This is a genomic window from Falsiroseomonas stagni DSM 19981, assembly GCF_900114315.1.
GTDB lineage: Bacteria > Pseudomonadota > Alphaproteobacteria > Acetobacterales > Acetobacteraceae > Falsiroseomonas > Falsiroseomonas stagni.
Window position 1 is genome coordinate 628,240 of the sequence record NZ_FOSQ01000001.1, and the last position, 25,082, is coordinate 653,321.

Annotated in this window: 21 protein-coding genes and 1 pseudogene; 11 read left to right on the forward strand and 11 right to left on the reverse strand. The window is 70.2% G+C overall.

The genetic code is table 11. The features are described from left to right. The first annotated feature begins 2 nt into the window (after positions 1–2). The 3 genes from BM041_RS02955 to BM041_RS02965 are packed head-to-tail and all read left to right on the forward strand — an operon-like array spanning position 3 to position 4,305. A complete protein-coding gene (locus BM041_RS02955; protein ID WP_092955229.1) occupies positions 3–1,064 on the forward strand; it encodes an ABC transporter ATP-binding protein in 1,062 nt (353 codons plus the stop codon). Continuing rightward, complete coding sequence (locus tag BM041_RS02960; RefSeq protein WP_217648595.1) at positions 1,061–3,430, forward strand: xanthine dehydrogenase family protein molybdopterin-binding subunit; 2,370 nt, start codon at positions 1,061–1,063, stop codon at positions 3,428–3,430. Before BM041_RS02955 ends, BM041_RS02960 begins: the two co-directional genes overlap by 4 nt. Next, positions 3,427–4,305, forward strand: a complete 879-nt coding sequence (locus BM041_RS02965) for an NAD(P)-dependent oxidoreductase (RefSeq protein WP_092955236.1) — start codon at positions 3,427–3,429, stop codon at positions 4,303–4,305. Before BM041_RS02960 ends, BM041_RS02965 begins: the two co-directional genes overlap by 4 nt. A gap of 291 nt (positions 4,306–4,596) precedes the next feature. On the opposite strand, the gene BM041_RS02970 is transcribed toward BM041_RS02965, so the two are convergent. The 5 genes from BM041_RS02970 to BM041_RS02990 are packed head-to-tail and all read right to left on the reverse strand — an operon-like array spanning position 4,597 to position 10,461. Continuing rightward, complete coding sequence (locus BM041_RS02970; RefSeq protein ID WP_217648596.1) at positions 4,597–5,373, reverse strand: SDR family NAD(P)-dependent oxidoreductase; 777 nt, start codon at positions 5,371–5,373, stop codon at positions 4,597–4,599. 16 nt (positions 5,374–5,389) lie between these two features. After that, positions 5,390–6,367, reverse strand: coding sequence for an acyl-CoA dehydrogenase family protein (locus BM041_RS02975; RefSeq protein WP_175533689.1), 978 nt, complete (start codon positions 6,365–6,367; stop codon positions 5,390–5,392). 2 nt (positions 6,368–6,369) lie between these two features. Continuing rightward, positions 6,370–7,548, reverse strand: a complete 1,179-nt coding sequence (locus tag BM041_RS02980) for an acyl-CoA dehydrogenase family protein (RefSeq protein WP_175533690.1) — start codon at positions 7,546–7,548, stop codon at positions 6,370–6,372. A gap of 8 nt (positions 7,549–7,556) precedes the next feature. After that, entirely contained in the window at positions 7,557–9,674 is a 2,118-nt protein-coding gene (locus tag BM041_RS02985; protein WP_092955239.1) for an acetate--CoA ligase family protein, read from the reverse strand. A gap of 1 nt (position 9,675) precedes the next feature. After that, positions 9,676–10,461, reverse strand: coding sequence for an enoyl-CoA hydratase/isomerase family protein (locus BM041_RS02990; protein ID WP_245761904.1), 786 nt, complete (start codon positions 10,459–10,461; stop codon positions 9,676–9,678). Positions 10,462–10,638: 177 nt separating this feature from the next. Between BM041_RS02990 and BM041_RS02995 the strand changes: the two genes are divergently transcribed. Beyond that, positions 10,639–11,598, forward strand: coding sequence for a Bug family tripartite tricarboxylate transporter substrate binding protein (locus BM041_RS02995; RefSeq protein ID WP_092955241.1), 960 nt, complete (start codon positions 10,639–10,641; stop codon positions 11,596–11,598). Between the two features lie 10 nt (positions 11,599–11,608). After that, on the forward strand, positions 11,609–12,586 hold the full coding sequence (locus tag BM041_RS03000) for a Bug family tripartite tricarboxylate transporter substrate binding protein (RefSeq protein WP_092955244.1): 978 nt from the start codon (positions 11,609–11,611) through the stop codon (positions 12,584–12,586). On the opposite strand, the gene BM041_RS03005 is transcribed toward BM041_RS03000, so the two are convergent. Continuing rightward, positions 12,587–13,195, reverse strand: a complete 609-nt coding sequence (locus tag BM041_RS03005) for a TetR/AcrR family transcriptional regulator (RefSeq protein ID WP_092955247.1) — start codon at positions 13,193–13,195, stop codon at positions 12,587–12,589. It lies immediately after the preceding gene. A gap of 99 nt (positions 13,196–13,294) precedes the next feature. Between BM041_RS03005 and BM041_RS03010 the strand changes: the two genes are divergently transcribed. After that, complete coding sequence (locus BM041_RS03010; protein WP_092955250.1) at positions 13,295–14,164, forward strand: SMP-30/gluconolactonase/LRE family protein; 870 nt, start codon at positions 13,295–13,297, stop codon at positions 14,162–14,164. 12 nt (positions 14,165–14,176) lie between these two features. On the opposite strand, the gene BM041_RS03015 is transcribed toward BM041_RS03010, so the two are convergent. Continuing rightward, the gene (locus BM041_RS03015) at positions 14,177–15,136 is read right to left on the reverse strand and encodes a Bug family tripartite tricarboxylate transporter substrate binding protein (protein WP_092955253.1); all 960 of its coding nucleotides are present in this window, start codon (positions 15,134–15,136) and stop codon (positions 14,177–14,179) included. A 50-nt stretch (positions 15,137–15,186) separates the two neighbouring features. Beyond that, positions 15,187–16,107 (reverse strand): LysR family transcriptional regulator, encoded by a 921-nt coding sequence (locus BM041_RS03020; protein ID WP_092955256.1) that lies wholly within the window; start codon positions 16,105–16,107, stop codon positions 15,187–15,189. Positions 16,108–16,226: 119 nt separating this feature from the next. Between BM041_RS03020 and BM041_RS03025 the strand changes: the two genes are divergently transcribed. The 3 genes from BM041_RS03025 to BM041_RS03035 are packed head-to-tail and all read left to right on the forward strand — an operon-like array spanning position 16,227 to position 18,976. Further along, positions 16,227–17,300 (forward strand): LLM class flavin-dependent oxidoreductase, encoded by a 1,074-nt coding sequence (locus BM041_RS03025; RefSeq protein ID WP_092955259.1) that lies wholly within the window; start codon positions 16,227–16,229, stop codon positions 17,298–17,300. Between the two features lie 4 nt (positions 17,301–17,304). Further along, positions 17,305–17,610 (forward strand): hypothetical protein, encoded by a 306-nt coding sequence (locus BM041_RS03030; protein ID WP_092955263.1) that lies wholly within the window; start codon positions 17,305–17,307, stop codon positions 17,608–17,610. Positions 17,611–17,620: 10 nt separating this feature from the next. Then, entirely contained in the window at positions 17,621–18,976 is a 1,356-nt protein-coding gene (locus tag BM041_RS03035) for an SDR family oxidoreductase (protein ID WP_175533691.1), read from the forward strand. Positions 18,977–19,049: 73 nt separating this feature from the next. Here the strand turns inward: BM041_RS03035 and BM041_RS03040 are convergent, their stop codons facing one another. Together BM041_RS03040 and BM041_RS03045 are read right to left on the reverse strand one after the other, a co-directional pair. Beyond that, a complete protein-coding gene (locus BM041_RS03040) occupies positions 19,050–20,135 on the reverse strand; it encodes a calcium-binding protein (protein WP_092955269.1) in 1,086 nt (361 codons plus the stop codon). A 460-nt stretch (positions 20,136–20,595) separates the two neighbouring features. Beyond that, positions 20,596–20,742 (reverse strand): annotated as a pseudogene (locus tag BM041_RS03045) (IS5/IS1182 family transposase); the annotation flags it as partial. Between the two features lie 331 nt (positions 20,743–21,073). Between BM041_RS03045 and BM041_RS03050 the strand changes: the two are divergent. Both BM041_RS03050 and BM041_RS03055 read left to right on the forward strand, forming a co-directional pair. Further along, complete coding sequence (locus BM041_RS03050) at positions 21,074–21,532, forward strand: (2Fe-2S)-binding protein (RefSeq protein WP_092955272.1); 459 nt, start codon at positions 21,074–21,076, stop codon at positions 21,530–21,532. Positions 21,533–21,551: 19 nt separating this feature from the next. After that, positions 21,552–23,708 (forward strand): xanthine dehydrogenase family protein molybdopterin-binding subunit, encoded by a 2,157-nt coding sequence (locus BM041_RS03055; protein WP_092955275.1) that lies wholly within the window; start codon positions 21,552–21,554, stop codon positions 23,706–23,708. 311 nt (positions 23,709–24,019) lie between these two features. On the opposite strand, the gene BM041_RS03060 is transcribed toward BM041_RS03055, so the two are convergent. Continuing rightward, positions 24,020–25,081 carry a class I SAM-dependent methyltransferase gene (locus BM041_RS03060; RefSeq protein WP_092955278.1) on the reverse strand — a complete coding sequence of 354 codons (1,062 nt, stop codon included), beginning with the start codon at positions 25,079–25,081 and terminating at the stop codon, positions 24,020–24,022. Position 25,082: the final 1 nt, after the last annotated feature.

Consider the following 25,082-nt stretch of genomic DNA (forward strand, 5'->3'; position numbering starts at 1 on the left):
CCATGGCTGCCATCACCTGCGAGAAGCTGACCAAGCGCTACGGCAGCGTCACCGCCGTGGACCGGCTGGACCTGGCCATCGGCCATGGCGAGTTCATGGTGCTGCTCGGCCCGTCCGGCTGCGGCAAGACGACGACGCTGAACATGATCGCGGGGTTGGAGGAGATCACCGACGGCACGCTGCGCTTCGACGCCACCGACGTTACCTGGCAGCCCCCGCACAAGCGGGAGGTCGCGATGGTCTTCCAGTCCTACGCGCTCTATCCGAACAAGACGGTGCGGGAGAACATCGCCTTTCCTCTCCAGCTCCGCCGGACCCCGCGCGCGGAGGTCGAGCGCGCCGTGGCCGATGTCTCCGAACAGTTGGAGATCGCGCATCTGCTGGACCGCCACCCGTCACAGCTTTCGGGCGGGCAGCGGCAGCGTGTGGCGCTCGGCCGCGCCATCGTGCGCAAGCCCAGCGTCTTCCTGATGGATGAGCCGCTGTCGAATCTCGACGCGGCGCTGCGGCTTTCCATGCGCAGCCTCATCAAGCATCTGCACCAGCGACTGCAGGCCACCTTCGTCTATGTCACGCATGACCAGGCAGAGGCGATGACTCTGGCCGACCGCATCGCGGTGATGCGTGGCGGGCTGATCCAGCAACTCGACACGCCCGACGGCATCTACAGCCGCCCGGCCAATACCTTCGTCGCCAGCTTCCTCGGCAGCCCGCCGATCAACCTGGTCGAGGGCGAGATCGCTGCCGACGGCCGATTCGCGCGCGGCGCGCTGCGGCTCGACCTGCCCCCGGGCGCCGTCGCGCCGGGCCGTGCCGTGACGCTCGGCCTGCGGCCGGAGGATGTCGCCGCGCCCGCGCCGGGCCTGGCGAGCCTGGAGGCCCGGGTGACCCTCGTCTCCCCGCTCGGCTCGGAGACGCTGCTGGAGGTCGTCGCGCCGGGCGACGTCGCGCTCACGCTGCGTGTGCCCAAGGAATGGCGCGTCCGCCATGGCGACAGCATGACCTTCGGCATCGATCCTGCGCGGCTGCATCTGTTCGACCGGCAGACGGAGGCGCGACTGTGATCGTCCCGCCGCCCCCCGAACCGGGCGGCCCGCTCGGCAAGGCGCTGCGGCGGCGCGAGGACCGGCGGCTGCTGATGGGCCAGGGCCGCTTCCTGGACGACATCCCCGCGCCGCCGGGCTGCCTGCATGCGGTGTTCGTGCGCAGCCCGCACCCGCATGCGCGGATCGGCCCCATCGATACGGCGGCGGCCCGCGCGGTACCGGGCGTGGCTGCGGTGCTGACCGGCCGCGACCTCGGCGCCATCGTCGCGCCGCTCCGCATGGCACCGCCCATCGCCGGCCTGCTGCCGATGGACATGCCGGTCCTGCCCACGGACATCGCGCGCTTCGTGGGCGATCCCGTCGCGCTGGTACTGGCCGCATCGCGGAGCGCGGCGGAGGATGCGGCGGAACTGGTCCAGGTGGCGTGGGATCCGCTGCCGGCCATCGCGAGTATCGCCCAGGCAAAGCAGGCCGCTGCCCTGGTGGACCCCGCCGTGCCGGGCAACCGCGTCTCCCGCCAGGGCTTCGCGACGCCGGGCCTGGATGCCGCCTTCGCCCGGGCCGACCGCGTGGTGGAAGCGCGCTTTGCCCAGCAGCGGCAGACGCATGTGCCGCTGGAGCCGCGCGGCGTGCTGGCGATCTGGGATGCGGGGCGGGAACACCTGACCCTGCGCGTGGGCACTCAGGCGCCGCACCCCTATCGCAGCGCCGTCGCGTCACGGCTGCGGCTGAAGGAGTTCCAGGTCACCGTCGAGAGCCCGGAGATGGGCGGCGGCTTCGGCCAGAAGATCATCCCGCTGCGGGAGGATCTGTGCATCGCCGCCGCATCGCGGCTGCTGAACCGCCCCGTGCGCTGGCGAGAGACGCGGGCGGAGAACCTGATGACCGCGATGATGGCGCGGGAGGAGACCATCGTCACCCGCGCCGCCGTCGCCACCGATGGCCGCCTTCTCGGCCTGACCTGCGCGATGGAGGTCGATTTCGGCGCCTGGTCCTTCTTCCCCGCCAACTACATGGCCCGCGTCGTCGCGATGATCCTGCCCGGGCCGTACCGCCTGCGCGACTATGGCTACGACGTGCAGGTCTGGCTCACCAACAAATGCCCCTCCGGCCCCATGCGTGCGCCGATGGCCGTCACCTCCTGGGTCATGGAGGGCACGATGGATGCGGTGGCGCGCGAACTCGGCCTTGATCCACTGGCGGTGCGGCGGATCAACTCCATCGGGGATGCCGACCTGCCCTTCACCACCGCGACCGGGGAGCGCTACGACGCGCTGACCCCGCGCGCCACGCTGGATGCGGCGGCGGCGGCCATCGGCTACGACGCGCTGCGGGCAGGGCAGGCGCAGCCGCGCGACAGGCTGCTCGGCATCGGCCTCTGCACCGTGGTAGAGAGCACCACCTACGGGTCCGCCTTCTACCGCGCCGCCGGCATCCCGGGCTCGGGGCATGAGGTCGCGACGATGCGCGTGGAGCCTTCCGGCGCGGTCATCGCATCCTGCGGGCTTATGGGATCGGGCCAGGGCTACGAGACATCGCTGGCGCAGGCGGCTGCCGCGGGTCTTGGCGCCGCCCTCGATGATCTCGTGATCCAGATCGGTCACAGCGACATCGCGCCCTATGGCATGGGCAGCCGCGGCAGCCGTGGCGCGGCGGCGGGCGGCGGCGCGCTGTACATGGCGGGACAAAGGCTGAAGGCGAAGGTGCTGGCGATCGCGGCGGCGATGCTGGATTTGAACAGCGCGGCCGGACTCGACCTGCGCGACGGCGTGGTGCTGCGCCTGGTGGAGGGCGCCTGGGTCGAGACCGGGCTGAGCCTGGCGCAGGTGGCGCGCACCGCGCATCTCGATCCGCTGCGCCTGCCGCCGGGGATGGAGCCGGGGTTGCACGCCGTCCTGGCCTATGACCCGCCGGCGATGACCTACGCCAACAGCACCCATGCCTGCGCGGTGGAGATCGATCCGGCGACCGGCGCGCTGCGCGTCCTGCGCCATGTCGTCGCGGAGGATTGCGGCACCCGCATCAATCCGCTGATCGTCGCGGGGCAGACGCATGGCGCCACGGCCATGGGATTGTCTGGCGCGATGATGGAGCACGCCGCCTATGCCGAGGATGGCCAGGCGGTCGCTGGCAGTTTCATGGACTACGCCATCGCCCGGGCTGACGATCTGCCGGCTTTCGAACTTTCCCACCACGACACGCCCAGCCCGTCCACGCCGGCCGGCATCAAGGGCATGGCGGAGGGTGGGACGATGGGCGGCATCGGCGCGCTGATGAACGCCGTCAACGACGCGCTGGCACGGGCCGGCGTGCATCTCGACAGTGGGCCCGCCACGCCGGCCCGCATCTGGGCCGCCCTGCAGGCCGCGAAGGACACCGCATGAACGACACGCCGCTTCCCCGCATCGGCTTCATGGGCATCGGCATCATGGGCGGGTCCATGGCCGGGCATCTGCAGGCCGCGGGCCACAGGCTGACCATCGCCAACCGGAGCCGCGGCCCGCGTGTCGACGCCTTGCTGGCGGCTGGCGCGACCTGGGCGGACACGCCGGCCGCGCTGGCCGGCGAGAGCGACATCGTCATCACGGTCCTCGGCTTCCCGCAGGACGTGGAACAGGTCTGGCTTGGAACGGATGGGCTGCTGGCCGGCGCGAAGCCCGGCACGCTGCTGATCGACATGACGACCTCCTCGCCACGCCTCGCCTCCCGCCTGGCGGAGGCCGCCGCGGCGAAGCGCTGCGCGGCGCTGGATGCGCCGGTCTCCGGCGGGGATATCGGCGCGCGCAATGCCGCGCTCTCCATCATGGTGGGCGGTGATGCGGACGCCTTCGGGCGCGCGCAGCCGGTCTTCGCGCGGATGGGCAAGGCGATCCGCCACATGGGCGGCGCGGGCGCCGGGCAGCATACGAAGATGGCGAACCAGATCGCCATCGCGTCGGCGGTGATGGGCGTGGCGGAGGCGCTGTCCTACGCCCGGCGCGCGGGCCTGGATGGCGAGGCCGTGCTCGCGGCGCTGGCGCCTGGTGCGGCGGGATCCATGCAACTCACCGCACTCGGGCCGAAGATGCTGGCTGGCGATTTCGCGCCGGGTTTCATGGTGAAGCACTTCCTGAAGGACCTCGGCATTGCCGTGGCCGAGGCGGAGGCCATGGGCCTGGCGCTGCCCGGCCTGGCGCAGTCCCGCGCGCTGTTCGATCGCATCGCCGCGGAACTCGGTGGCGATGTCGGCACGCAGGCGATCATCGCAGCATACCGGTAGCTTCGCAGGCTCATCGAAAGATCGGTTCGGGTACGGACAGGGACGATATGGTGCCTGGGACTGGATGTCCTCTGCTTTGCGTGCGGTCATTCCGGCGGGCGGATAGGCTGGTGCCGTGATGGTGGGGTGCGGCACGAGGACCCCGGCGATGGCGCTCCTCGACCGGCAGGGCAGAACTGGCCGCGGCGGCCGTACAGCGCCGGTGCGCCGCGCACCAGGCTCGTCAGTGGGCGGGCCCGATGTCGGCGGCATCAGCCATGGCCTGAAACGCCCTGCTACCTTCGCGCCAGGCTAGATATTCGTGGTGGTGATCCCGCCATCCACGGCTAGCACCTGACCGGTCACGAAGCTTGCCTGGTCGGTCGCGAGGAAGCAGATCGCCTTGGCGATGTCCCCCACCGTGCCGAGCCGACCGAGCGGCGTACGCGCGATACGCCGCTGGTCCTTCTCCTCGGTCCGATGCTTCGCGGTGCCCTCGGTCGGCACGGCGGATGGCGCGATGGCATTCACGCGGATGTGGCGCGGCCCGAGATCGGCCGCCGCGGCGCGCGTGATGCCCATCACGCCCGCCTTGATCCCGCTATAGACGATGGAGGAAGGCGTCGCGCGCAGCCCCGCGGTGGAGGCGACATTGACGATCGATCCGCCGCGCTCCGCATCCATCACCTCGGCCGCGGCCTGGATGCCCCAGATGACCGACTTGAAGCCGATCTCCAGCATGCGGTCCACGGTCTCCGGCGCGATGTCCGGCACGGCCTGGTAGCGGACCCAGGCGGCGTTGTTGACCAGGATGTCGAAGCGCCCGGCGCGTTCCGCCAGGCCGAGCACGGCGGCGCGCATGCCATCCCGCGTCGCGACATTCTGCGCGATGCCGATCGCCTTGCCGCCGGCTGCCTCGATCTCCGCGACCGCGGCGGCGACGAATTCCGGCTTGAGGTCGTTCACGCCGACCACCGCGCCCATCGCGGCCAGGTGGCGCGCGGTGGCGCGGCCGATGCCGTTGCCGGCGCCGGTCACCAGCGCGACGCGGCCCGCGAGCATGCCGGCCATCGAATCCTGGGTGTCCATTGCGTCTCTCCCCGGCTCAGTTCGCGTCGATCAAGGCGGCGGCGACCGCCTCGCGCATCGCAGGGGCCTCGCCCTGCGCCTCCAGCGTGCGGATGCGGCGGAGATGGCGATGCACCGGGATATCCCAGGTGAAGCCCATGCCGCCATGCGCCTGGATCGACGCCTCCGCGATCAACGGACCATGCGTGGCGGCGGCGAGGAAGGCGGCGCGCCGTGCCAGCATGCCCACCGCATCGTCGCCGCAGCCGGTGGCCCGAATCAGCGCGCCGCGCATGCCTTCCATCGCCAGTTTCTGGCGGGCCAGCAGGTGCCGCATCGCCTGGTTGGCGACCAGCGGCTTGCCGAATTGACGACGGGTCGTGACATGCTCCACTGCGAGGGCAAGCGAGGTTTCGGCAGCGCCGAGGATCGCGGCGGCCCGCAGCAGCGACGCCTCCTCCGCCAAGGCGCTCCACGCAGCGGCATCGAGGCGGCAGGCTGCGTCTGCGCCGGTGAGCGTCACGTTGTATTCCGGCGCGGTCTCATCGAGGCCGATGGCCTTCGCGATACGGAGCGCGCTGCCGGGCAGCAGTGCGGCACCGTGGGCGAGCCGCACCAGCACCCAATCCGCGCCCTCCGCCAGCGGTGCGCGGCCGACGGTGCCGACCAGTTCGGTACGCGCTGTACCGGCCCAGGCGATGGTGCCGCGTCCCTCGCCGGCCGCGAGGGATGCCGCGATGGCCGGCGCCGGTCCGGCGAGATGGCGCGCCATCAGCATCGTCTCGGCCAGCGGAAAGGCCAGGTCGCCGGCGCCCGCGGCCTGCACCACCGGCAGGGCGAAGCGGAGGTCGAGGCCGAGGCCGCCGACCTCCTCCGGCGCCAGCACGCCGAGCAGCCCGTCTTCCGCCAGCCGCGCCCCGCAGCCCGCGGGGTCGAGGCCGAGGCAGGCCGCGACGGCCTTGCGGGCGCTGTCCGCGAAGTCGGCGGGGTCGAGGCCCGTCTGCATCATGTCCATGCTCACTTCCCCCGCGGCAGGTTCAGCACGCGATCGGCGATGATGCCGAGTTGGATCTCCGTGGTGCCGGCGTAGATCGTCTCCGCGCGCGCCTGCAGATAGATATCCTTGAAGCGCTTCTGGGCCTGCAGCACGGGTGGGGGCGCATCGGGGCTGGCCATGCCCAGTATCTCCATCGCCAGCGCGGCGAAGCGCTGATGGGCCTCGCTCCAATGCAGCTTCATCAGGCTGCCGCGCGCGCCGATCGCCTCGCCGGCGACCAGCGCCTCCACCACCGGTTCCACATTGCCCTTCACCATCTCGATGTCGACCAGGGTGGCGGCGATGCGCTGGCGATAGGCGCCATCGCGCAGCAGCGGCGCGAGCGCGGGATCCTGGCGGCAGGCGGCGACGAGGTGGCGCAACTCGTTCTCGAAGCGCCAGGCGCGGTACATGCGGTTCGTCGCCCGTTCGATGCCGAGCACGCGGATCGCGGCGTTCCACCCCTCATCCGGCGCGCCGAGCGCATCCTCGGGCCCGACGGGCACGTCGTCGAGGAAGACCTCGGCGAAGCCGCCATCCTTGTCGTTGATCTGGCGGATCGGCCGCACGCGGATGCCCGGCGCATCCATCGGCACGGCGAAGAGGGCGAGGCCCTTGTGGCGATCCTCCAGCGGGCCGGTGCGCGCCAGCAGCAGGCAGCGCGCGGCCTTGGCGGCGCCCGATGTCCAGATCTTCTGGCCGGTGATGCGCCAGCCTGCGCCATCCCGAGTCGCACGCGTGCGCAGCCCCGCCAGGTCCGATCCGGCCTCGGGTTCCGAGAAGCCCTGGCACCACATCTCTCGCATCTCGAGTATGGCGGGGAGGTAGCGCTGCTTCTGCTCCTCCGTGCCGATGGCCAGGATGATCGGGCCGGCGAGTTCCTTGCCGATGGAACTCACGCTTTCCGGCAAGGCGAGGCGCCCGATCTCCTGGTTCGCGACCAGGTGTTCGCGCAGCGTCCGGCCATGCCCGCCATAGGCGCGCGGCCAGGTGATGCCGGCCAGGCCCGCGCGGTGCATCGCGGCCTCGAAGTCGCGGCATTGCTGCAGCGTCGGCGTCGTATAGCCCGGCGCGTCGGCCAGGAAGCCGGGCGGGACATTGGCGGAAAGCCAGTCGCGCACATGCGCGCGGAAGGCCTCTCCGCTGAGATCGTGATGCATGCCGTCCATCATGCCGGTCGCTCCGATGTGGGGACGATCAGCGCATCCAGCGCGACCGCGCCCTGGCCTTCTGGCCGCAGCAGCAGGGGGTTGATGTCGATCTCCGCGACATCCGCGGCGTGCTGCGCGGCGAAGCGCGACAGCGCGGCGATCGCGCGCGCGGCGGCGCCCAGATCCGCCTTCGGCCGGCCGCGCGCGCCATCCAGCACGGGGAAGGCCTTGAGGCTGCGCAGCATCGCCAGCGCCTCCGCCTCCTCCACCGGCGCGGGGCGCACGGCGACATCCTGCATCACCTCGGCGAAGATGCCGCCAAGGCCGACCAGCACCACCGGCCCGAAGATCGGGTCGAGCTTGGTGCCGATGATCATCTCCACCCCACCGCTGACCATGGGCGAGACGAGCACGCCTTCGATACGCGCTGTCGGCGCCCTGGCGCGCACGCGCGCCAGCATCGCGTCATGCGCCTCGGCCACGGAGGCGGCATCGCGCAGGTCGAGGACGACGCCGCCGACTTCCGTCTTGTGCGGCAGGTCGGGCGAGACGATCTTCAGCACCACCGGGAACTCCATCGCCACGGCAGCGGAAGCCGCTTCCGCCGCGCTGCCCACGACGCGTTCCGGCAGCACCGGCAAGCCGGCCGCCGCCAGCACGGATTTCGCGCCGGCCTCGCTGGCGATCATCCCGCGGTCGAGCGGCGGCGCGGGCGGCAGGGCAGGGGGCGGCGGCGGCAGATCCCGCGCGGCGGCGAGCGCGCAGAGCCCGGCCAACGCCTGCGCCGAGGGCCCAACGCCATCCACCACGGCGAAGCCCATGGCGGTCAACTCCCGCACCGCATCGGCCGGGCCATGCACGGCGAGCATCACGACCTTCTCTGGGTGCTTATCCCGCACCGCGCGCAAGGTCGGCATGTAGACGCTGCGCAGCCGCGGCAGATAGAGCGAGGAGGAGAGCAGCAGCAGCAGCGCGTCGCAATTGTCGTCCTCCAGGATCGCGGCGAGGATCGCCTCCAGGATCTCGGGGCGGCTCGACATCTGCGCCGTGGCGTCCACGGGGTTGCGCGGCGAGGCATAGGGCACGGCGGCCAGGATGCGGCGCTGAGTCTCCGGCGATGGCATGGGCAGCGACAGGCCGGCCGCGCTCGCCGCATCCGCGAGCAGCACGCCGAAGCCGCCGGAGGCAGTGAGCAGCATGGTGCGTCTGCCCTGTGGCAGCCGCGTGCCCAGCACGGAAGCCGCATGGCCGAGGTCGAGCATCTGCTCCACGCTGTACACGCGCACCGCGCCCGCGCGGCGGAACACGGCGTCGAACACCGCATCCGATCCGGCAAGGGCCCCCGTATGCGATGCCGCCGCCGCCTGGCCTGCCTCCGAGGCGCCGATCTTCAGCACGATCACCGGCTTGCCGGCCTGCCGCGCTTCCTCCAGCGCCGCCACCAGGCGCGGGGCGTCGCGACAGGTCTCCAGCACGCAGAGGATCACCTTCGTGGCGTCGTCGCGCGCGAGCCAGGCGATGGCATCCGCGATGTCCACGTCGCATTCATTGCCGGTCGTCAGGAAGCGGCTGATGCCGATGCCGCGTTCGCGCGCCAGCAGCGCGGTGTAGCTGCCGAGATTGCCGCTCTGCGACGCGATGCCAATCGGCCCGGCGGGCGGCAGGCTGCCTTCCAGCACGATGGAGAAGGTCGCGATGCTGCGCTCCGCGATGCTGACCGCGCCGAGGCAGTTCGGGCCGAGGACGCGCAACCCCGTGCGCTTCGCCGTCGCGCGCAGCCGTGCCTGCAGCGCTTCGCCGGCTGCGCCGAGTTCGGCGAAGCCGGAGGAGAAGATCACCGCGCCCTTCACGCCCTTAGCCGCGCAGGCCTCCAGCGCATCGGGCGCCGCTTCGGCGGCGACGGCGACGATGGCAAGGTCGGGTGCCTCGGGCAGGTCGGTGATGGAGGGATAGGCGCGCAGGCCCTGCACCTCTGCCGCGCGCGGGTTCACCGGGTAGATCGCGCCAGGGAATCCGAAGCGGCGCAGCAGTTCCACCGGGCGGCCGCCGATCTTGGTCGGGTCCTGGGAGGCACCGATGATGGCGATGGAGCGCGGTTGCAGGATCGCTTCCAGCCCGGCGCCGATGACGTCCATCTCAGCGCCCCTTGAAGACCGGCTTGCGCTTCTCGACGAAGGCGGTGCGGGCTTCCTTCGCGTCCTCGGTGCGGGAGAGGGCGACGGTGAAGTTCTGCTCGAAGCGGTAGGCATCGCGCTGCGGCATGAGGTCCACCATGTTGGCGGAGGTCTTGGCGTAGTTGATGGCCAGCGGGCTCTTGTCCGCGATGCAGGCGGCGTAGCGCATGGCTTCCGGCAGCAGGTCCTCTCGACTGGTCGCCTTCTCGATGATGCCGCGGCGGTAGAGCTCGGCGCCCGTCAGTCGCCAGCCCGTGTACATCATCATCCGCATGGTGGAGCGACCGAAGATGGTGCGCAGCATGGCGCCGCCGCCGGCCAGGCCGACATCGATCTCCGGCATGCCGAACACCGCATCCTCGGCGGCCAGATAGATGTCGCAGGCGGCCATCAGCCCGAGCCCGGCACCCAGCGCCGCGCCATTGACCGCCGCGATGACCGGCTTGGCGCATTCGCGGATCGCGTTGCCCGTTTCACGCGTCACGCGGTTATGGGCGTGGAAGGCGCCGGTCTTGCCGGGATCCGGACGGTCCTTGAGGTCGGCGCCGGCGCAGAAAGCCTTGCCGGCGCCGGTCAGCACGGCGACGCGGATATCGTCGCGCTCCGACACCGCGTCGAAGACCTCGATGATGGCGTCGCGCATCGCGCGGTTCAGGGCGTTCACTGGCGGGCGGTTGAGGGTGACGAGGGCGACGTGGTCCGCGACCTCGAGCGTCACGATGTCGCCGGCCATGGATGCTGCGGACATGCCGTTTTCCTCCCAATCGACCTGTACCGGGACTTCCACTGTCCAATCGGTCAGCCGCCAAGGTGGTAGCGCCACGCTTCACAGTTCGCAACTGCAATCCGCCGGTACAGACGCCGTTGACCGATCGGTCAGCATGGGCATAGGATTGGAACAACGAACGCTGCGGAGGAGAGGTCCATGCCCATGCTGTCCCGCCGTGCGCTGCTGGCTGCCGGCCTGGCCGTGCCTGGTATCGCCCACGCGCAATCTGCCCGTACCATCCGCTTCGTGGTGCCCTTCGCCGCCGGCGGGCTGACCGACATCGTCACCCGCATGGTCGCGCAGCACATGGCGCAGACGCTGGACCAGACCATCGTCGTGGAGAACCGGCCGGGCGGCAACGCCATCATCGCGACGGAAGCCGTGGCCCGCGCGCCGAAGGATGGGCTGACCGTGCTGGTCGGCGGTACGGCGGGGCTGCCGCTCAATGTGCTGATGCGCCCGACGCTGCCCTATACGTTGGAGGATTTCGCGCCGGTCGCGCTGCTGTTCGATGGTCCGCTATCGCTCACCATCAACGCCAATCTGCCGGCCCGGACCATCGCCGAGTTCGTGACCTTCGCGAAGGCCAGCCGCAACCCGCTGCGCTATGCCACCAACGGGCCGGGCAGCGTGGGGCATCTGTTCGGCATCCTGATGGCCAATGCCATGGGCATCGAGTTGACGGACGTCGCCTATCGCGGCAACGGTCCCTCCACCATCGACCTTCTCGCCGGGATCATCGAGATCAGCGTGGAGGCGCCGACGACCACCATCGAACATGTCCGCGCCGGCCGGTTGCGGCTGCTCGGCCTGTCCTTCCCGGAACGCGCACCGTTGCTGCCGGAGATCCCGACTTTCAAGGAGGCGGGCTATCCCCAACTCGTCACGGGCTTCTGGACCGCGCTGCTCTGCCCGGCCGGCACGCCCGCCGATGTCGTCGCGAGGCTCAACGGGGCCGCGAACAGGGCGATGGAAAGCGAGACGATCCGCCAGCGCCTGGCGAGCGAGGCACTGCGCGCCATCTCGGGCCCGCCGGCGCTGCTGCAGCAGCAGATGGCGCAGGACATGGCTCAATGGGGCCGCATCATCCGCGAGAAGAACATCACGCTGGAATAGGGAGGGCAGCATGAACAGCATCGCTTTCGGCCGCCGGGCACTCGCCGGTGGCGCGCTTTCGCTCGGCTTGGCGCGATCGGCGCGCGCGCAATCCTGGCCGGAGCGGCCGGTACGCATCATCGTGGCCTTCTCCCCCGGCGGAGAGCCCGACATCCTGATGCGCGGCATGCAGCCGCTGATGCAGGAGGCGCTTGGCCAGCCCGTGGTGATCGACAACCGCCCGGGCGCATCGACGCAGATCGGGGCGGAGGCGGTCGCGCAGGCGCGCCCCGATGGCTACACGCTGCTGATGACGTCGTCGACGACCTTCGCCGTCAACCCCCATCTGCGGGCGGACCTGCCCTATCGCCTCTCGCAGTTCCGCGCGATCACGCAGCTGCTGCAGGCGCAGCTCGCGCTCTATGCCAATCCGCGCCTGCCCATCCGCACGGTGGCGGAGTTGATCGAGTATGCGCGGCGCCAGCCCAACGGCGTGACCTATACCACCACGCTGCGCGGCGGCGTCGCGCATCTCGCGGGTGAACGGATGAAGCAGATCACCGGCCTGCAGATGACGGACGTGCCGTTTCGCGCCAGCACGGCCGCGGCGCAGGCGATCATCCGGGGCGATGTCGATATCGGCTTCGATGGCCTGGCGACCTATCTCGGCCTGGTGCGTGGCGGCGAGATCCGTGCGCTCGCCGTGACCGGCACGAGGCGGACCGACGCGCTGCCTGATGTGCCGACCTTCGCGGAGACCGGCTACCCCGATCTGGCGCAGGGCTACTGGTATGGCCTTTTCGCGCCGGCGGGGACGCCCGATGCCGCGGTGGCGCGCATCCTGGCCGCGGTCCAGGCCGCATCACGCAACGAGCATTTGAGGTCGATCTGGGCGGCGCAGGGCTCCACGCTGGACAGCATGGACCCCGATACCTTCCAGACGCTGCTGGCGACGGAGAGCGCGCGCTGGGGTGCGCTGATCCGCAGCATCGGTCTCAAGCTGGACTGACTATTCCGCCCGCAGGCCGCGGAAGATCATGTCGAAATAGGCGTCCGCGATCTGCGGCGCCGGCATGCCCTTGTCCGGCTTGTACCAGCGATGCATCCAGTTCAGCGCGGAGAGCACCAGGCGGCCCGCCAGCGGCACATCGAGCGGGCGGAATTCTCCGGCATCGATCGCCTGCTGGATCAGCGTGCGGACCAGGCCTTCGTAGCGGTCGCGCCACATCATCCGCTCCTTCTGGCGCCGCTGCTCCGGGTCGCTCCAGAAGGCGCTGGTGGAGGCGAGCCAGGCCCAGCGGTAGCGCTGGAAATACTCGCCCGTCGCGACCATGAAGGCGCGCAGGCGTTCCGTGGGCGTGGCGCCTTCGGGCAGGCGATCGAAGACGAACTGGTAGAGTTCGCGCGTCGATCCCAGCGCGATGCGGGCGAAGATCTCGTCCTTGTCGGTGAAGTGATGATATAGCAGCGACTTGGAGATGCCGCAGGCCTCGGCGATGTCGCGCATCGAGGTGCCGTCATAGCCATTGGTCGCGAAGAGCCGGGCGGATTCAGAGAGGATCTGAAGGATGCGCTCGGCGGAATCACCCGCTTCGACCGTCGATGCCGCACGCGCCATGAGTCACCTCCAGGAGGCCGGAATGTGGCCTCCCGCCCGCCCGCCCGCAAGTATTGACCGATCGGTCAGCGGCCGCCACCCTGGCGGGGGAGGACCGGCATGGAGATCGCCCGGATCGGCAGCACGCGGGACCGGCTTGGCGAAAGCCCGGTCTGGAGCGCCAGCGAGCAGCGGCTTTATTGGATCGATTCCCTCGAAGGCGTGCTGCACCGGCTCGATCCCTCGACGGGCGTGCACCAGGCTTTCACGGTCCCGGCGCCGGTCGGTTCCTTCGCGCTGTGCCGCGATGGCGGCATGCTGCTGGCGCTGGCCGACGGCTTTCGCCGCTTCGATCCGGCCCGTGGTACCCTGGCGCCCGTGGTGCCGCTGGACATCGCCCATCCCGACATCCGCCTGAATGACGGCAAGGTGGATCGGCAGGGACGCTTCGTGGCGGGCACGATGCACATGAACCTCGCCGCGGGTGCCACGCCGCTTGGCGGGCTCTACCGCCTGGCCGGCGGGCGCGTGACGAAGCTGGCGGGGGACATCGTCACGGCGAACGGACCCTGCTTCAGCCCGGATGGTCGCACGCTGTATCTGGCCGACAGCCCGCGCCAGGTGATCTGGGCCTTCGACTACGACACCGGGGAAGGACTGCCGGGCAACCGTCGCGTGCTGGTGGACCTCGCCCCGCTCGGCACCGCGCCGGATGGCGGCACGGTCGATGTCGATGGCCATCTGTGGTTCGCGCTGGTCCGCAGTGGTGAGATTGGCCGCTTCGATCCCGCCGGCCGCCTGGTGCAGCGCATCCGCATGCCCGTGCGCTACCCGACGAGCCTGGCTTTCGGCGGCCCGGCGCTCGACGTGCTCTACCTCACCTCGATCTCGCGCAGCCACCGCCTGACGGCGCCGGAGCCCGAGGCCGGGGGTCTCTTCGCCATCACGGGTCTCGGCGTCACCGGCATCGCGGAGCCGCTGGCAGCTTAAAATGGTCTCTGATCACTCCAGCGTCAGGCCGATGCGGCGGATGATGCGGCCCCAGGTTTCCGTCTCCTCGGCGATCAGGGCGGTGAAGGCCTCGGGCGTGTTGGTCTCGATCGTAGCGCCCTCATGCGTCAGGTTCTGCCAGAGTTCGGCATCGCCCATCGTGCCGATGGTGGCGGCGTGCAGATGGGCAAGCACGGGTGCCGGCAGGCCGGCCGGCGCGAGCAGCCCGTACCAGTGCTGGTGCCCGATGTCACGCACGCCGCCCTCGGCGAAGGTGGGCGTGTCCGGCAGGGCGGGGACGCGGGCGTCACCGGTCACGGCAATCACCTTGGCACGACGCTCCTGCACCAGGCTCAGCCAGGCGGGGATGCCATCGATCGCCAGCGCCAGGTCGCCCCGCATGATGCCCTGCTGCATCATCGGCGTGCCGCGGTAGGGCACGTCGATCAGGTCGATCCCCGCGGCGATCTTCAGCGCCTCCCCCGTCAGATGGGTGGAGTTGCCGCGGCCGGTGATGCCGTAGTGCAGCGGCTGGCGCGCCGCCTTGGCCAGCGCGATCACGCCGGGCATGTCGGTCGCCGCCAGGTTTGGGCTGGCGTAGAGCGCGAGGCGCGTGCGGATCAGCAGCGAGATCGGCTGGAACTGGTCGATCCTGTAGTTGATCCGGTTGAACAGATGCGGGTTGGCGGCGAAGGTTGTCGAGGTGCCCATGAACAGCGTGAGCCCGTCCGGCGCCGAGGCCGCGACATGCTCCGCCCCCAGCATCGTCGTCGCGCCGGAGCGGTTGTCCACCACGACAGCGCTGCCGAGCCGCGGCGCCATGCCCTGCGCCAGCCGCCTGGCGAAGATGTCCGGCCCGCTGCCGGCGCTGTAGGGCACCACCAGCCGCACCGGCCTGCCCTGCGCCAGGGCACGCCCTGTGATCGCCGCCGTCGCCAGCCCCGTGAGAATGGTGCGCCGCCCTGCCTGCATGGCGTTTCCTCCTGTCCCGGCGCAAAGCGTGACGCAGACTGACCGGTCGGTCAACGCGCGGAGCCTTGGCTCATCAGGCCGGGCAGGGCCTCCACCAGGAAGTCCAGGAAGACGCGCGTCTTGGCCGGCAGCAGGCTGGTCTGGCGGAACACGGCATAGATGCCGAGGTCGAATCCCGTGTTGGTAACGCGAAGCGACGGCAGCAGCCGCTCCAGGCGCCCGCTCTCCAACTCCTCCCGCACCGTGTAGTCGTCAAGCAGCGCGATGCCGTGGCCGGCGATCGCCATCTGGCGCAGCACCTCGCCATTGTTGCTGGCGAAATGGGCGGCGATGCGCAGTTCCTCCATCCCGCCGCCGACGAGGAAGCGCCACACCACGTCTTCAGGCCCCAGCCAGTAGGCAAGGCAGCGCTGCGCCAGCAGGTCGCGCGGCGTGGTCACCGGCGGCATGCGGGCGAGGTAGGCGGGGCTTGCCACCAGCACGCGTTCGCTGCGCAGCAGGCGGCGCTGCATCAGCTGGGCATCGGGCGGCGCGCCGATGCGCAGGTCGATGTCGATCTCCTCCTCCGCCAGGCGCGCCGGGTGCTCCGCCAGGCGGAGTTCCACGCGCAGCTCGGGGTAGCGGTCCTGGAAGGCCGGGATCAGCGGCGCGACCACGCGCATGCCGAACATCAAGCGGGAATGCACCCGCAGCGTCCCGCGCGGCGTGGTCTGCAAGGCGGAAGCGGCGGCCTCGGCCTCCGCGATGTTCTGAAGGATCGGCTCCAGCCGCGCCAGGTATTCGCGGCCCGCCTCCGTCAGCACCAGCGTGCGGCTGGTGCGGTTCAGCAGCTGGATGTTCAGCGCCGCCTCCAGCGCCGCCACCTGGCGCGAGACGGAGGCCGGCGAGAGCCCAGCCCGGCGCCCGGCGGCGGAGAAGCTGCCCTCTCGCACCGCACTCACGAAGAGCTCCATGGCCTGCAGGCGGCTCATCGGGCTTCCTTTACGGAAAACGCACAGATACTGCTTGTGGATAGCGTATTGTTGCGGCGAATGGCTAGCGCCTAGGATGCTTGCAGCAAGGGGCCAAGAACGGGAAGGGAAGCGTTTCCATGGAATTCGGCATCTTCATCCTCATGCAGCAGCGCGGCTACCACCAGACCTCGCAGCAGGTGCTGAACTACGCTGTGGAGCAGACCGTGGCCGCCGACCAGGCCGGCTTCGACACGGCCTGGTATGCCGAGCACCACTTCTCCAATTACGGTCTCTGTCCCTCGCCGTTGATGATGGTCGCGCATATGGCGGCGCTGACGAAGCGCATCCGCCTGGGCAGCGCGGTCTGCGTGCTGCCGATGTACCATCCCGCGCGGCTGCTGGCAGAGGCCGGCTTCTGCGACGTTGTCTCCAACGGCCGCCTCGAACTCGGCGTCGGCTCGGGCTACCAGAAGTTCGAGTTCGACCGCTTCGGCGTCCGGATCGAGGATGCGCCCGCGATCTTCCACGAATTCCTCGACGTGATTCAGCTCGGCCTGAAGGAGAAGGGTTTCAGCTACGACGGCAAGCACATCCAGCTGCCGCTGACCTCCATCAGCATGCGCGCCGTGCAGAAGCCCATGCCGCCGATCTGGATCGCCACGGGCCATCCGGAGACGCAGGCGAGAGCGATCCGCGAGGGCCACAACCTGTTCGTCACCGCGCTGCTGCAGGGCACGGACAAGCTGCGCCAGATGCGCGAGGGACTGACCGCGATCGCGGTGCGCGAGGGCAGGAGCATCGACGACGCGAAGATCGCGCTGCTGCGCTGCGCCTATGCCGGCAGTGAGGCGGAGGTGGCAAGCTACCTGGAGAATGCCCGCTACCAGCGGCGCATCTCCGAGGCGCTGAAGTACCGCCGCGCGCAATCCGATGACGGCTTCATGGTGAATGAGGAAGAAAGCCCGAACGACATCCCGCTGGAGCAGATGCGCGCCAACCTGCCGGTCGGCAGTGTCGACCAGGTGGTGGAGCGCATGGTGGAGGAGATCCGCATCCTCAAGCCGAAGCATGTCGCCATCCAGACGCAGCTCGGCGACTTCGACCATCGGACCATGATGAAGCAGATCGAATTGTGGGGAGCGCGGATCATCCCGGCGATCCGCAAGGAACTGGGCGTGGATGCCACATCGGCAACGCTCGCCGCGGAGTGAGGCGGTGCTGATCCGCATCACCGGGGCAGGGGAAGCGATGCTGGTGGATCCCGAGGATTTCCGGCGCTTCTCCATCCGCTTCGATGCCGGCGCCCGCGGCAGCGAGCCGGCGGAAGCGGCGCTGGCCCGCCTGGCGCGGCCGGACGGCGAGGCCGCCTGGGTCTGCCCAGAGGCGCTCCGGCGCCTGTCCCCCTGCGGCGAGGATGTGGAGTGGCGGCAGGGCGTCGCACGCATGGTCGCCTTCGCGGAGACCCGCGGCTGGGTGGACCAGGCCGGCCGGGTCAGGGCGCATATCGAGACATCGGCCTGAGCGCACCGGCATGACCCGCATCATCCTGGTGACCGGCGCCGCGGCCGGCATCGGCTTGGCGACGGCGCGCGCCTTCGCCGCCGTCGGCGACCGCGTGCTGCTGGCCGACATCGACGGCGACCGCGCGCGGATCAAGGCTCAGGAACTGGGCCCGGGGCACGATGCGATCGGCGTGGACATGGCCGATCCCGCCGCCATTGCCGCGATGATCAACGGCATCGCGGCCAGGCATGGGCGGCTCGACGTGCTGGTCAACAATGCCGGGCGGATCGATGGCGGGACCGCGGTGGTCGACCAGACGCCGGAAGGCTTCCGCAGCCTGCTGGCATTGAACCTGGATGGCGCCGCCACGGCCGCGCGCGCGGCGGCGGTGGTGATGCGTCGCCAGGGCGGTGGCGCCATCGTCAATGTCGCATCGGGCGCGGCACTGCGCGCCATTCCGCTTCGCAACGGCTACAGCGCGTCGAAGGCCGGCCTTGTCGCGCTGACGCGCAACCACGCCTGCGCCTGGGCGCGCGACGGCATCCGGGTGAACGCCGTGGCGCCGGGCTACACGCGCACCGAGCTGGTGGAGCGCCTCATCGCCGAGGGGCGTGTGGACCCTGCCAAGGCCGTGCGCCGCATTCCACTCGGCCGGATGGGCACGCCCGCGGAGATCGCGGCCGCCATCCTCCACCTCGCCTCCCCGGATGCGGCCTATGTCACCGGTGCGCTGCTCGTTGCCGATGGTGCGTCGCATGCCTATGGCGGCAGCGAGGATGCGAACGTGATTCGCGGGGTCGGCCCGGTCGCGCAGCCCGTCGGCGCGCCGGTGATCGCCATTGGTCCGGGCCCGGTCGGAGAGGCTCTCGCCACCCGGCTCGCGGCGCGTGGCGTGCTGACGGTGCCGGCCGGAGAAGGCATGGACCGGCATGGCCGCCTGGACGGCCTGTTCAACATCGATGCGGAGGCCGGAAGGCCGGGGCACCTCGACCGCATCTTCATCGGCGCGCAGGCGGCGGGGCGCATCATGCTGCGCCAGGGCCACGGTGCGATCGTGAACCTCACCTCGGTACTCGGGCAGCTGGGCCTGCCGGAGATGGATGGGCGGGGGCCGGAGGCAGCCGCGATCGGCATGCTGACTCGCACCATGGCCTGCGAATGGGGCGGCAGTGGCATTCGCGTGAACTGTCTCGCGGCCGGGCCACTCGCCGGCGGGGATGCCATGTTGTTGCCGCGCATTCCTCTGCAGCGCCTGGCCGAGGCGGCGGACGTCGCGGCGGTGGCCGATTTCCTCCTCTCACCTGCGGCAGGCTTCGTGACTGGCAGCATCCTGCCTGTCGATGGGGGGCTCAGTGCCTATGGCGGAGCGGACATCGGGGAATGACGCACCTGACCTTGTAAGCAGAAGGGCATGAAGCGCGCCTGCATTGTGCCAATCATCGGCGCGGCGCCGATGCTCAGAGGAAGCTCCAGTCCGAGCCGTGCAGGATGGCGGCATTGGCGAATGTGATGTCCTCGGCGGTAAGGCCGTCAGCCGACGTGACGCGCCATGTCAGGGCGTCGATCTGCGCAAAGCTCGCGCCCTGCGCCGCCGAGCCATAGCCCCTGAACTCCAGCCGGTCTCCCGTTGCTGATCCGTTCCCGATGAAGTCCGCCACCACATCGCCCTGTGCCTGCCCTCGTGCAAAGCGGAATACATCGTTCATCCCGCCGCCGGTCAGCAGATCCGCGCCCGCACCGCCGTCGAGCAGGTCGTTGCCTGCTCCGCCGGCAAGCGTGTCGACACCGCCTGGCACCGGGTTTGGTTCATGGTCGCGCGGCTCGACGAAGATGGGGCGCGGCAGGTTCGGGGGCGGCAAGGGCAGGGCGTCCTCGACCTGGTTGCCATCGATATCGGAGCGGATCGAGAGGAACTCGCCCCGGAGCGGCGTGAACTCGCCGCTGCTGTCGCGGCCGATGAAAACCGAGTCGCGTGGAATGACTCTGATGTCGGGCACTTCGCGCTGTCCGATCAGGACGTCGCTCTTGTAGAGCTGTACGATGTTGGCGTCCGTCACCTGGATACGCCGGGTTGCGGTTTCACCCTGGATCAGGGTGTTCGCGCCGAAAATCTGGTAGCTTTGGCCGCCGACGAAGATCTCGAAAGCCACCTCGCTGCCAGCGAAGAACTGGCCGAACGCGATGGCGTTGGCCTTGCTGGGGTTCACGAAATTGTCGCCGACTTCGAGGATGCGCTGGAAGTCTCCGCGGAATTCGCCTTCGTGGCGGAGCTGCACCTCGAAGAAGAACTTCATGCCTGGCGGGATCGGCTCGTCGGGTGAGGCCAGGCGGATTGGTCCATCGTTCAGGCCTCTGGTGACATCGAAGACACCGACATTGTCCGCCGAGAACTTCGGCTGCCAGGCCTGATGGGCTTTCGCGACGGGATCATGTTGCGCACGGCTGCAGACCAGCCGCGCGCTCAGGAAGGCTGGCCGGGTGCCGGCGCCTATGCTGGTGGAGGTGGTGGTGAACGGAGTGGCCGTGGTTGTCATGGTCATCATTCAAAGCACTCCGCGCAAAGACCACATTGGAACCTGCGCTGCTGCCTGACAAAACAGCCGCCGTCCCCAATATGAGGGACAAAGCAAGGCATGCGATCAATGCAATGATGATTCAGTATTGAACGGCGTTATATTCGTATGGATCGAGTTCGACAAAAGAGGTGCGAATCATCTCTGTCGATCAGGTGCCGGAGCCTCGCGGTAGCGATCGCGCGGGTTAACGCTCCGTCAACTGCGAGCGTGCGCTGACGGCCGCGGCGTTTTGCCTCTTGCCTCGGTTCGGGCTGCGTCGCGCCGGAGCTTCCGGGCGCGAGACCGGCGGTGCGGTCGAGCAGCGCGCGCAAGCAGGCCTGCTGATCCCAGGTGTTGAGCGTCGCGGTGCCGACCAGGGGGTCGATGATGGAGGCCCGCCTGCCGCCCTCCCGCGATCCGATAAACAGGTGTTTCCTCCGGCCGAGGCTCAGGAGTCATTGCCGAGCCAGAAGATGACGATGGTGGCGAGTGTGACGGCGCCGAAGAAGATGGTGGCGCAGCGGTCGTAGCGGGTTGCGATGCGGCGCCAGTCCTTGAGGCGGCCGAAGGCGAGTTCGATGCGGTGGCGCTGTCGGCAGGGATTCACCTGGCCATGGCCGTGAAAGGCATGCCGAGATTCCGCCTCGGGCCCGCGTATCCAGCGCCGCCGCACGCTCTTCGCGATCTCGAGGTCGCGGCAGGCCTGAGCCACTGCCATCCCTCGATCCCGGCGCGACCGACCGGCAGGGGGCGGCGATCGTGCAGAACCTCTTCGCCTGTGTCCTGCAGAGTTGAACCAGAACGGAAGGTGCCCTGCCTCGGATGGCGCAGGCGGACTTCCGTGCCGCTCCATTCCTGGCTAGCATGACATTTGGGTAAGGTCGCGAAGCCGATCCGCCCGATCCACGCAACGTCCAGGATCGCACATGCCAGTCAACCTCACCGTGAACGGGCGGCGGCACACGCTCGACATTGACCCCGAGATGCCCCTGCTGTGGGCGCTGCGCGAGGCGCTCGACCTGACGGGGACGAAGTATGGCTGCGGCATCGCCCAGTGCGGCGCCTGCACCGTCCTTGTGGACGGGACCGCCATCCGCTCCTGCGTGACGCCGGTCTCGGCCCTGGACGGGCAGGAGGTGACGACGATCGAGGGGCTTCACCCCGAGAACCGCCATGTGCTGCAGCAGGCATGGATCGAGGAGCAGGTGCCGCAATGCGGCTACTGCCAGTCCGGCCAGATACTGGCCGCGGCGGCGCTGCTGACCGCCATTCCGAAGCCGACCGACGCCGACATCGACAGCGCGATGGTCGGCAATCTGTGCCGCTGTGGGACCTATCCGCGCATCCGGGCCGCGATCAAGCGCGCGGCCGGCACCGGCGCCTGAGCGGAAGGGGGATCAGACCATGACCATCGCCCTCGAGCGCCGTTCGCTCCTGCGCGCCGCCGGCGCGCTCGTGCTCGGCTTTGCCGTGCCACTGCCCGCGCCGCGCCACGCCGCCGCCCAGGCCAACCCGCCCGTCCGCCCGCCGATGACCGGCGGCGCGGGCACGCTGACAGCCTATCTCGCCATCGCCCCCGACGGCGCGATCACGCTCTACTCGCCCACCACGGAGATGGGGCAGGGCACCTGGACGGGCCATGTCGCGATCGTGGCCGACGAACTCGGCGCCGATCCCGGCCGCATCGCGGTGGAGAACCCGCACCCGGCCGCGCCCTACCGGCGTGACGTCGGCGCCGGCCCGGCCATGGGCTCCGGCGGGTCCTGGGGCGTGCGCTACTGGTACCAGCCCTTGCGCGAGGCCGCGGCCCGCGCCCGTGTCGCGCTGGTCGGTGTCGCGGCGGAGCGCCTCGGCGTGCCGGCGGCGGAGCTGCGGGCAGAGGACCACCATGTCGTGCACGCGGCCTCGGGCCGCCGCCTGGCCTTCGGGGATCTCGCCGCGGCGGCGGCCCAGCGCCCGCTGCCGGAGAGCGCCGCGCTGCGCCCCGCCGCGGAGCTGAAGCTGATCGGCCGCGGCCTGCCGCGCATCGATATCCCCGCGAAGACGCATGGCGGGACGATCTACTCGATCGACCTCAAGCTGCCTGGCATGGTCTATGCGTATGCGCGGGTGTCGCCTGTCTTCCGCGCCGAGCTCGACCGCTTCGACGCGGCCAGCGCCAAGGCGGTGCCGGGCGTGCTCGACGTGGTGGCCATTCCCGGCGGCGCCGCGGTGGTCGCGACCTCCATGTGGGCGGCGATGCGCGGCGGGCGTGCGCTCGACATCGCGTGGAAGCCGACGCCGCACGACACCACCACCTCCGCCGACATCACGGCCGCGATGAAGGATGGGCTTGCGCAGCCGCAGGGTGCTGTTTCGCGCAACGATGGTGATGTGGACGCCGCGCTGCGCGCTGCCTCCCGCGTGGTGGAGGCCGACTACGAGGTCCCCTTCCTCAGCCACACGCCGCTTGAGCCCTGGAACATCAACGTCCGGATCGATGGCGACCGGCTGGAGATCTGGGCGCCGACGCAGAACCAGGACCGGCTGCTCAACCGCGTCGTGCGCGAGACCGGCTGGGACCGGGAGAAGATCCGCCTGCACACCATGTTGCAGGGTGGCGGCTTCGGCCGGCGGCTCTACGAGGACATTCCCTCGGCGGCGGTCATCGTGGCGCGCGCGGTCGGCAGGCCGGTGAAGATGTTCTGGACGCGGGAGGACGAGATCGGCCAGGGCTGGGGTCGTCCGGCGCAGATGGCGCGGCTGCGCGCCGCACTTGACGCGCAGGGGAAGGTCACGGGTCTCTGGGTCCGCACGGCGGGCACCTCGATGAACCGGGACTTCAACAACTTCCAGGGCGACCTCGACGCCAGCTCGGTGCAGACGCTGAACGACACGCGCTACCGCACCGGCGCCTATCGGGTGGATTATGTCCGCCGCCAGGCGCCGGTGCCCAGCATGCCCTGGCGTTCCGTTGGCGCGACCCAGAACGGCTTCTTCATGGAGAGCTTCCTGGACGAGGTCGCCCAGGCGGCAGGCAAGGATCCGGTCGCGCTGCGCCGGGAATTGCTGGCGCATGATCCGCGCGCCCTCCGCGTGGTGAACACGGCGGCGGAGAAGGCTGGCTGGGGCACGCCGCTGCCGGCCGGACGGGCCCGTGGCTTCGCCTTCGTGGAGAGCTACGGCTCGCTCTGCGCGCAGGTGGCCGAGGTGTCGATGGAGAACGGGCGCCCGCGCGTGCATCGCGTCGTTGTCGCGCTGGACTGCGGCAGCCAGGTACTGCCCGACGGCGTCCGCAGCCAGGTCGAGGGCGGCGTGATCCAGGGCATCTCCACCGCGATGGGGGAGAAGCTCGAGATCGCCGAGGGCCGCGTGCAGAACGCGAACTTCGACGGCTACCACGTCCTGCGCACGGACGAGGCGCCGACGCTGATCGAGACGCATGTGATCGAGAGCGGCGAGCGGATGGGTGGCGTCGGAGAACCGCCGGTGCCGCCGATCACACCGGCGCTGGCCAATGCGGTCTCGGCCCTGGTCGGGCGGCGCATCCGCAAGCTGCCGATCGCTGACGCGCTGGGCTGATGCCGGACCGGCGGGGAGGGGGCTGCTCGTGCGGCGCTCTCCCCGTCCGGATCACGAGGAGTGGCAGCGCCCGCCGGGTGCATGGGACGAGCCCATAGGGCCTGGAGTGGGGCGCGGTCCGGCCGGGAAGATGCTTCGCCTCGATCGGTCGCAAGCCGTGCATGTCGTGAACACGCGCAGCGTATCGTCGTGGAAGGACCGCAGCGACACGAGGGTGACCGGACCCGCCCGTCCCGCAAAGGCCGGCGGCTTTTTCGCGTCCAGACCAACGCACGCAACACCAGGCGGGGCGAATGCACCCCGCCGCGGCCTCACTCCGCCGCGAAGACGCCGATCAGCTTGTAGCTCAGCCCCAACTCATGCAGCAGGGCCGCCTTCGCGGGGCCATCGGCGTCCGGCCAGGCGATCCCCCCCGCATCGGGCCGCAGGCGCGCCACCACCTCTCGCTGCGCCTCCGGCGGGAAGGCCCCGATGCGATCCACCTCGCTCACCACCGTCTCGACATGCAGGCAGCGGTAGCCTGCCCGCGCCAGCACCGCCGGCAGCGTCGCCGGGGTGAAATGGCTCCAATGGCCCGTGCAGATCACCGAACTCGCCGTGCCCTCCAGCTGCACGAGCAGGCTGTCCCAGTTGGGCACCTGGACGAAAAGCCGTCCCTCGGGCGCCAAATGCCGCCGGATCACGCGCAGGAAGCCGATCGGATCGACGAAATGCTCCAGCACGTCGAGGATGGTGATGGCGTCGAAGCTGCGCTCCCCGGCGGGAAGATCGTCTGGGAAATAGCCCTCGATCACACGGTCATGGCCAGCCGCGCCCAGCCGCTCTCGCGCCACCGCCGCGGCGGCACGGCCGGGTTCCAGCCCGAGCACTCTCCACCCCCGTCCCTGCGCCTCCACCAGCGTGGTCCCGGTGCCGCAGCCGATGTCGAGCAGCGCGCCGCCTGCCCCCCCATGCGCCGCGAGGCGGTCGAGGTAGTAGCGCGCGCGCGCGTTCTCCAGCTCGAGATAGGGGCCGGAGCAGCGCAGCCGCATCGCCTCGATGTCGAGTTCGGACGCCTGGTAGCGTGCCGCGTCGGCGCTTTCCTCCATGACCTGCCGTGCATAGGTCAGGCCGCAGCCGGGGCAGGCGACGATGTCGATGCCGTGGTTGCGGAGCACGGGCGCCGCCGGCGCGGCGGTGCCGCAGGCCGGGCAGTCACGGATGCGGTAGCGGCCGAGCGATCCGCCCGCCTCCGGCGGCGCCGCTTCCGCGATGGCGCGGGCTTCCGCGGCCCGGAAACGCGCATAACCCTCCGCCAGGCGCGCCCGCATGCCGGGGATGAGGGCGGCGTCGAAACTGTCCCGCGCGCTGGCCATGTCCGGACACACTCCCATC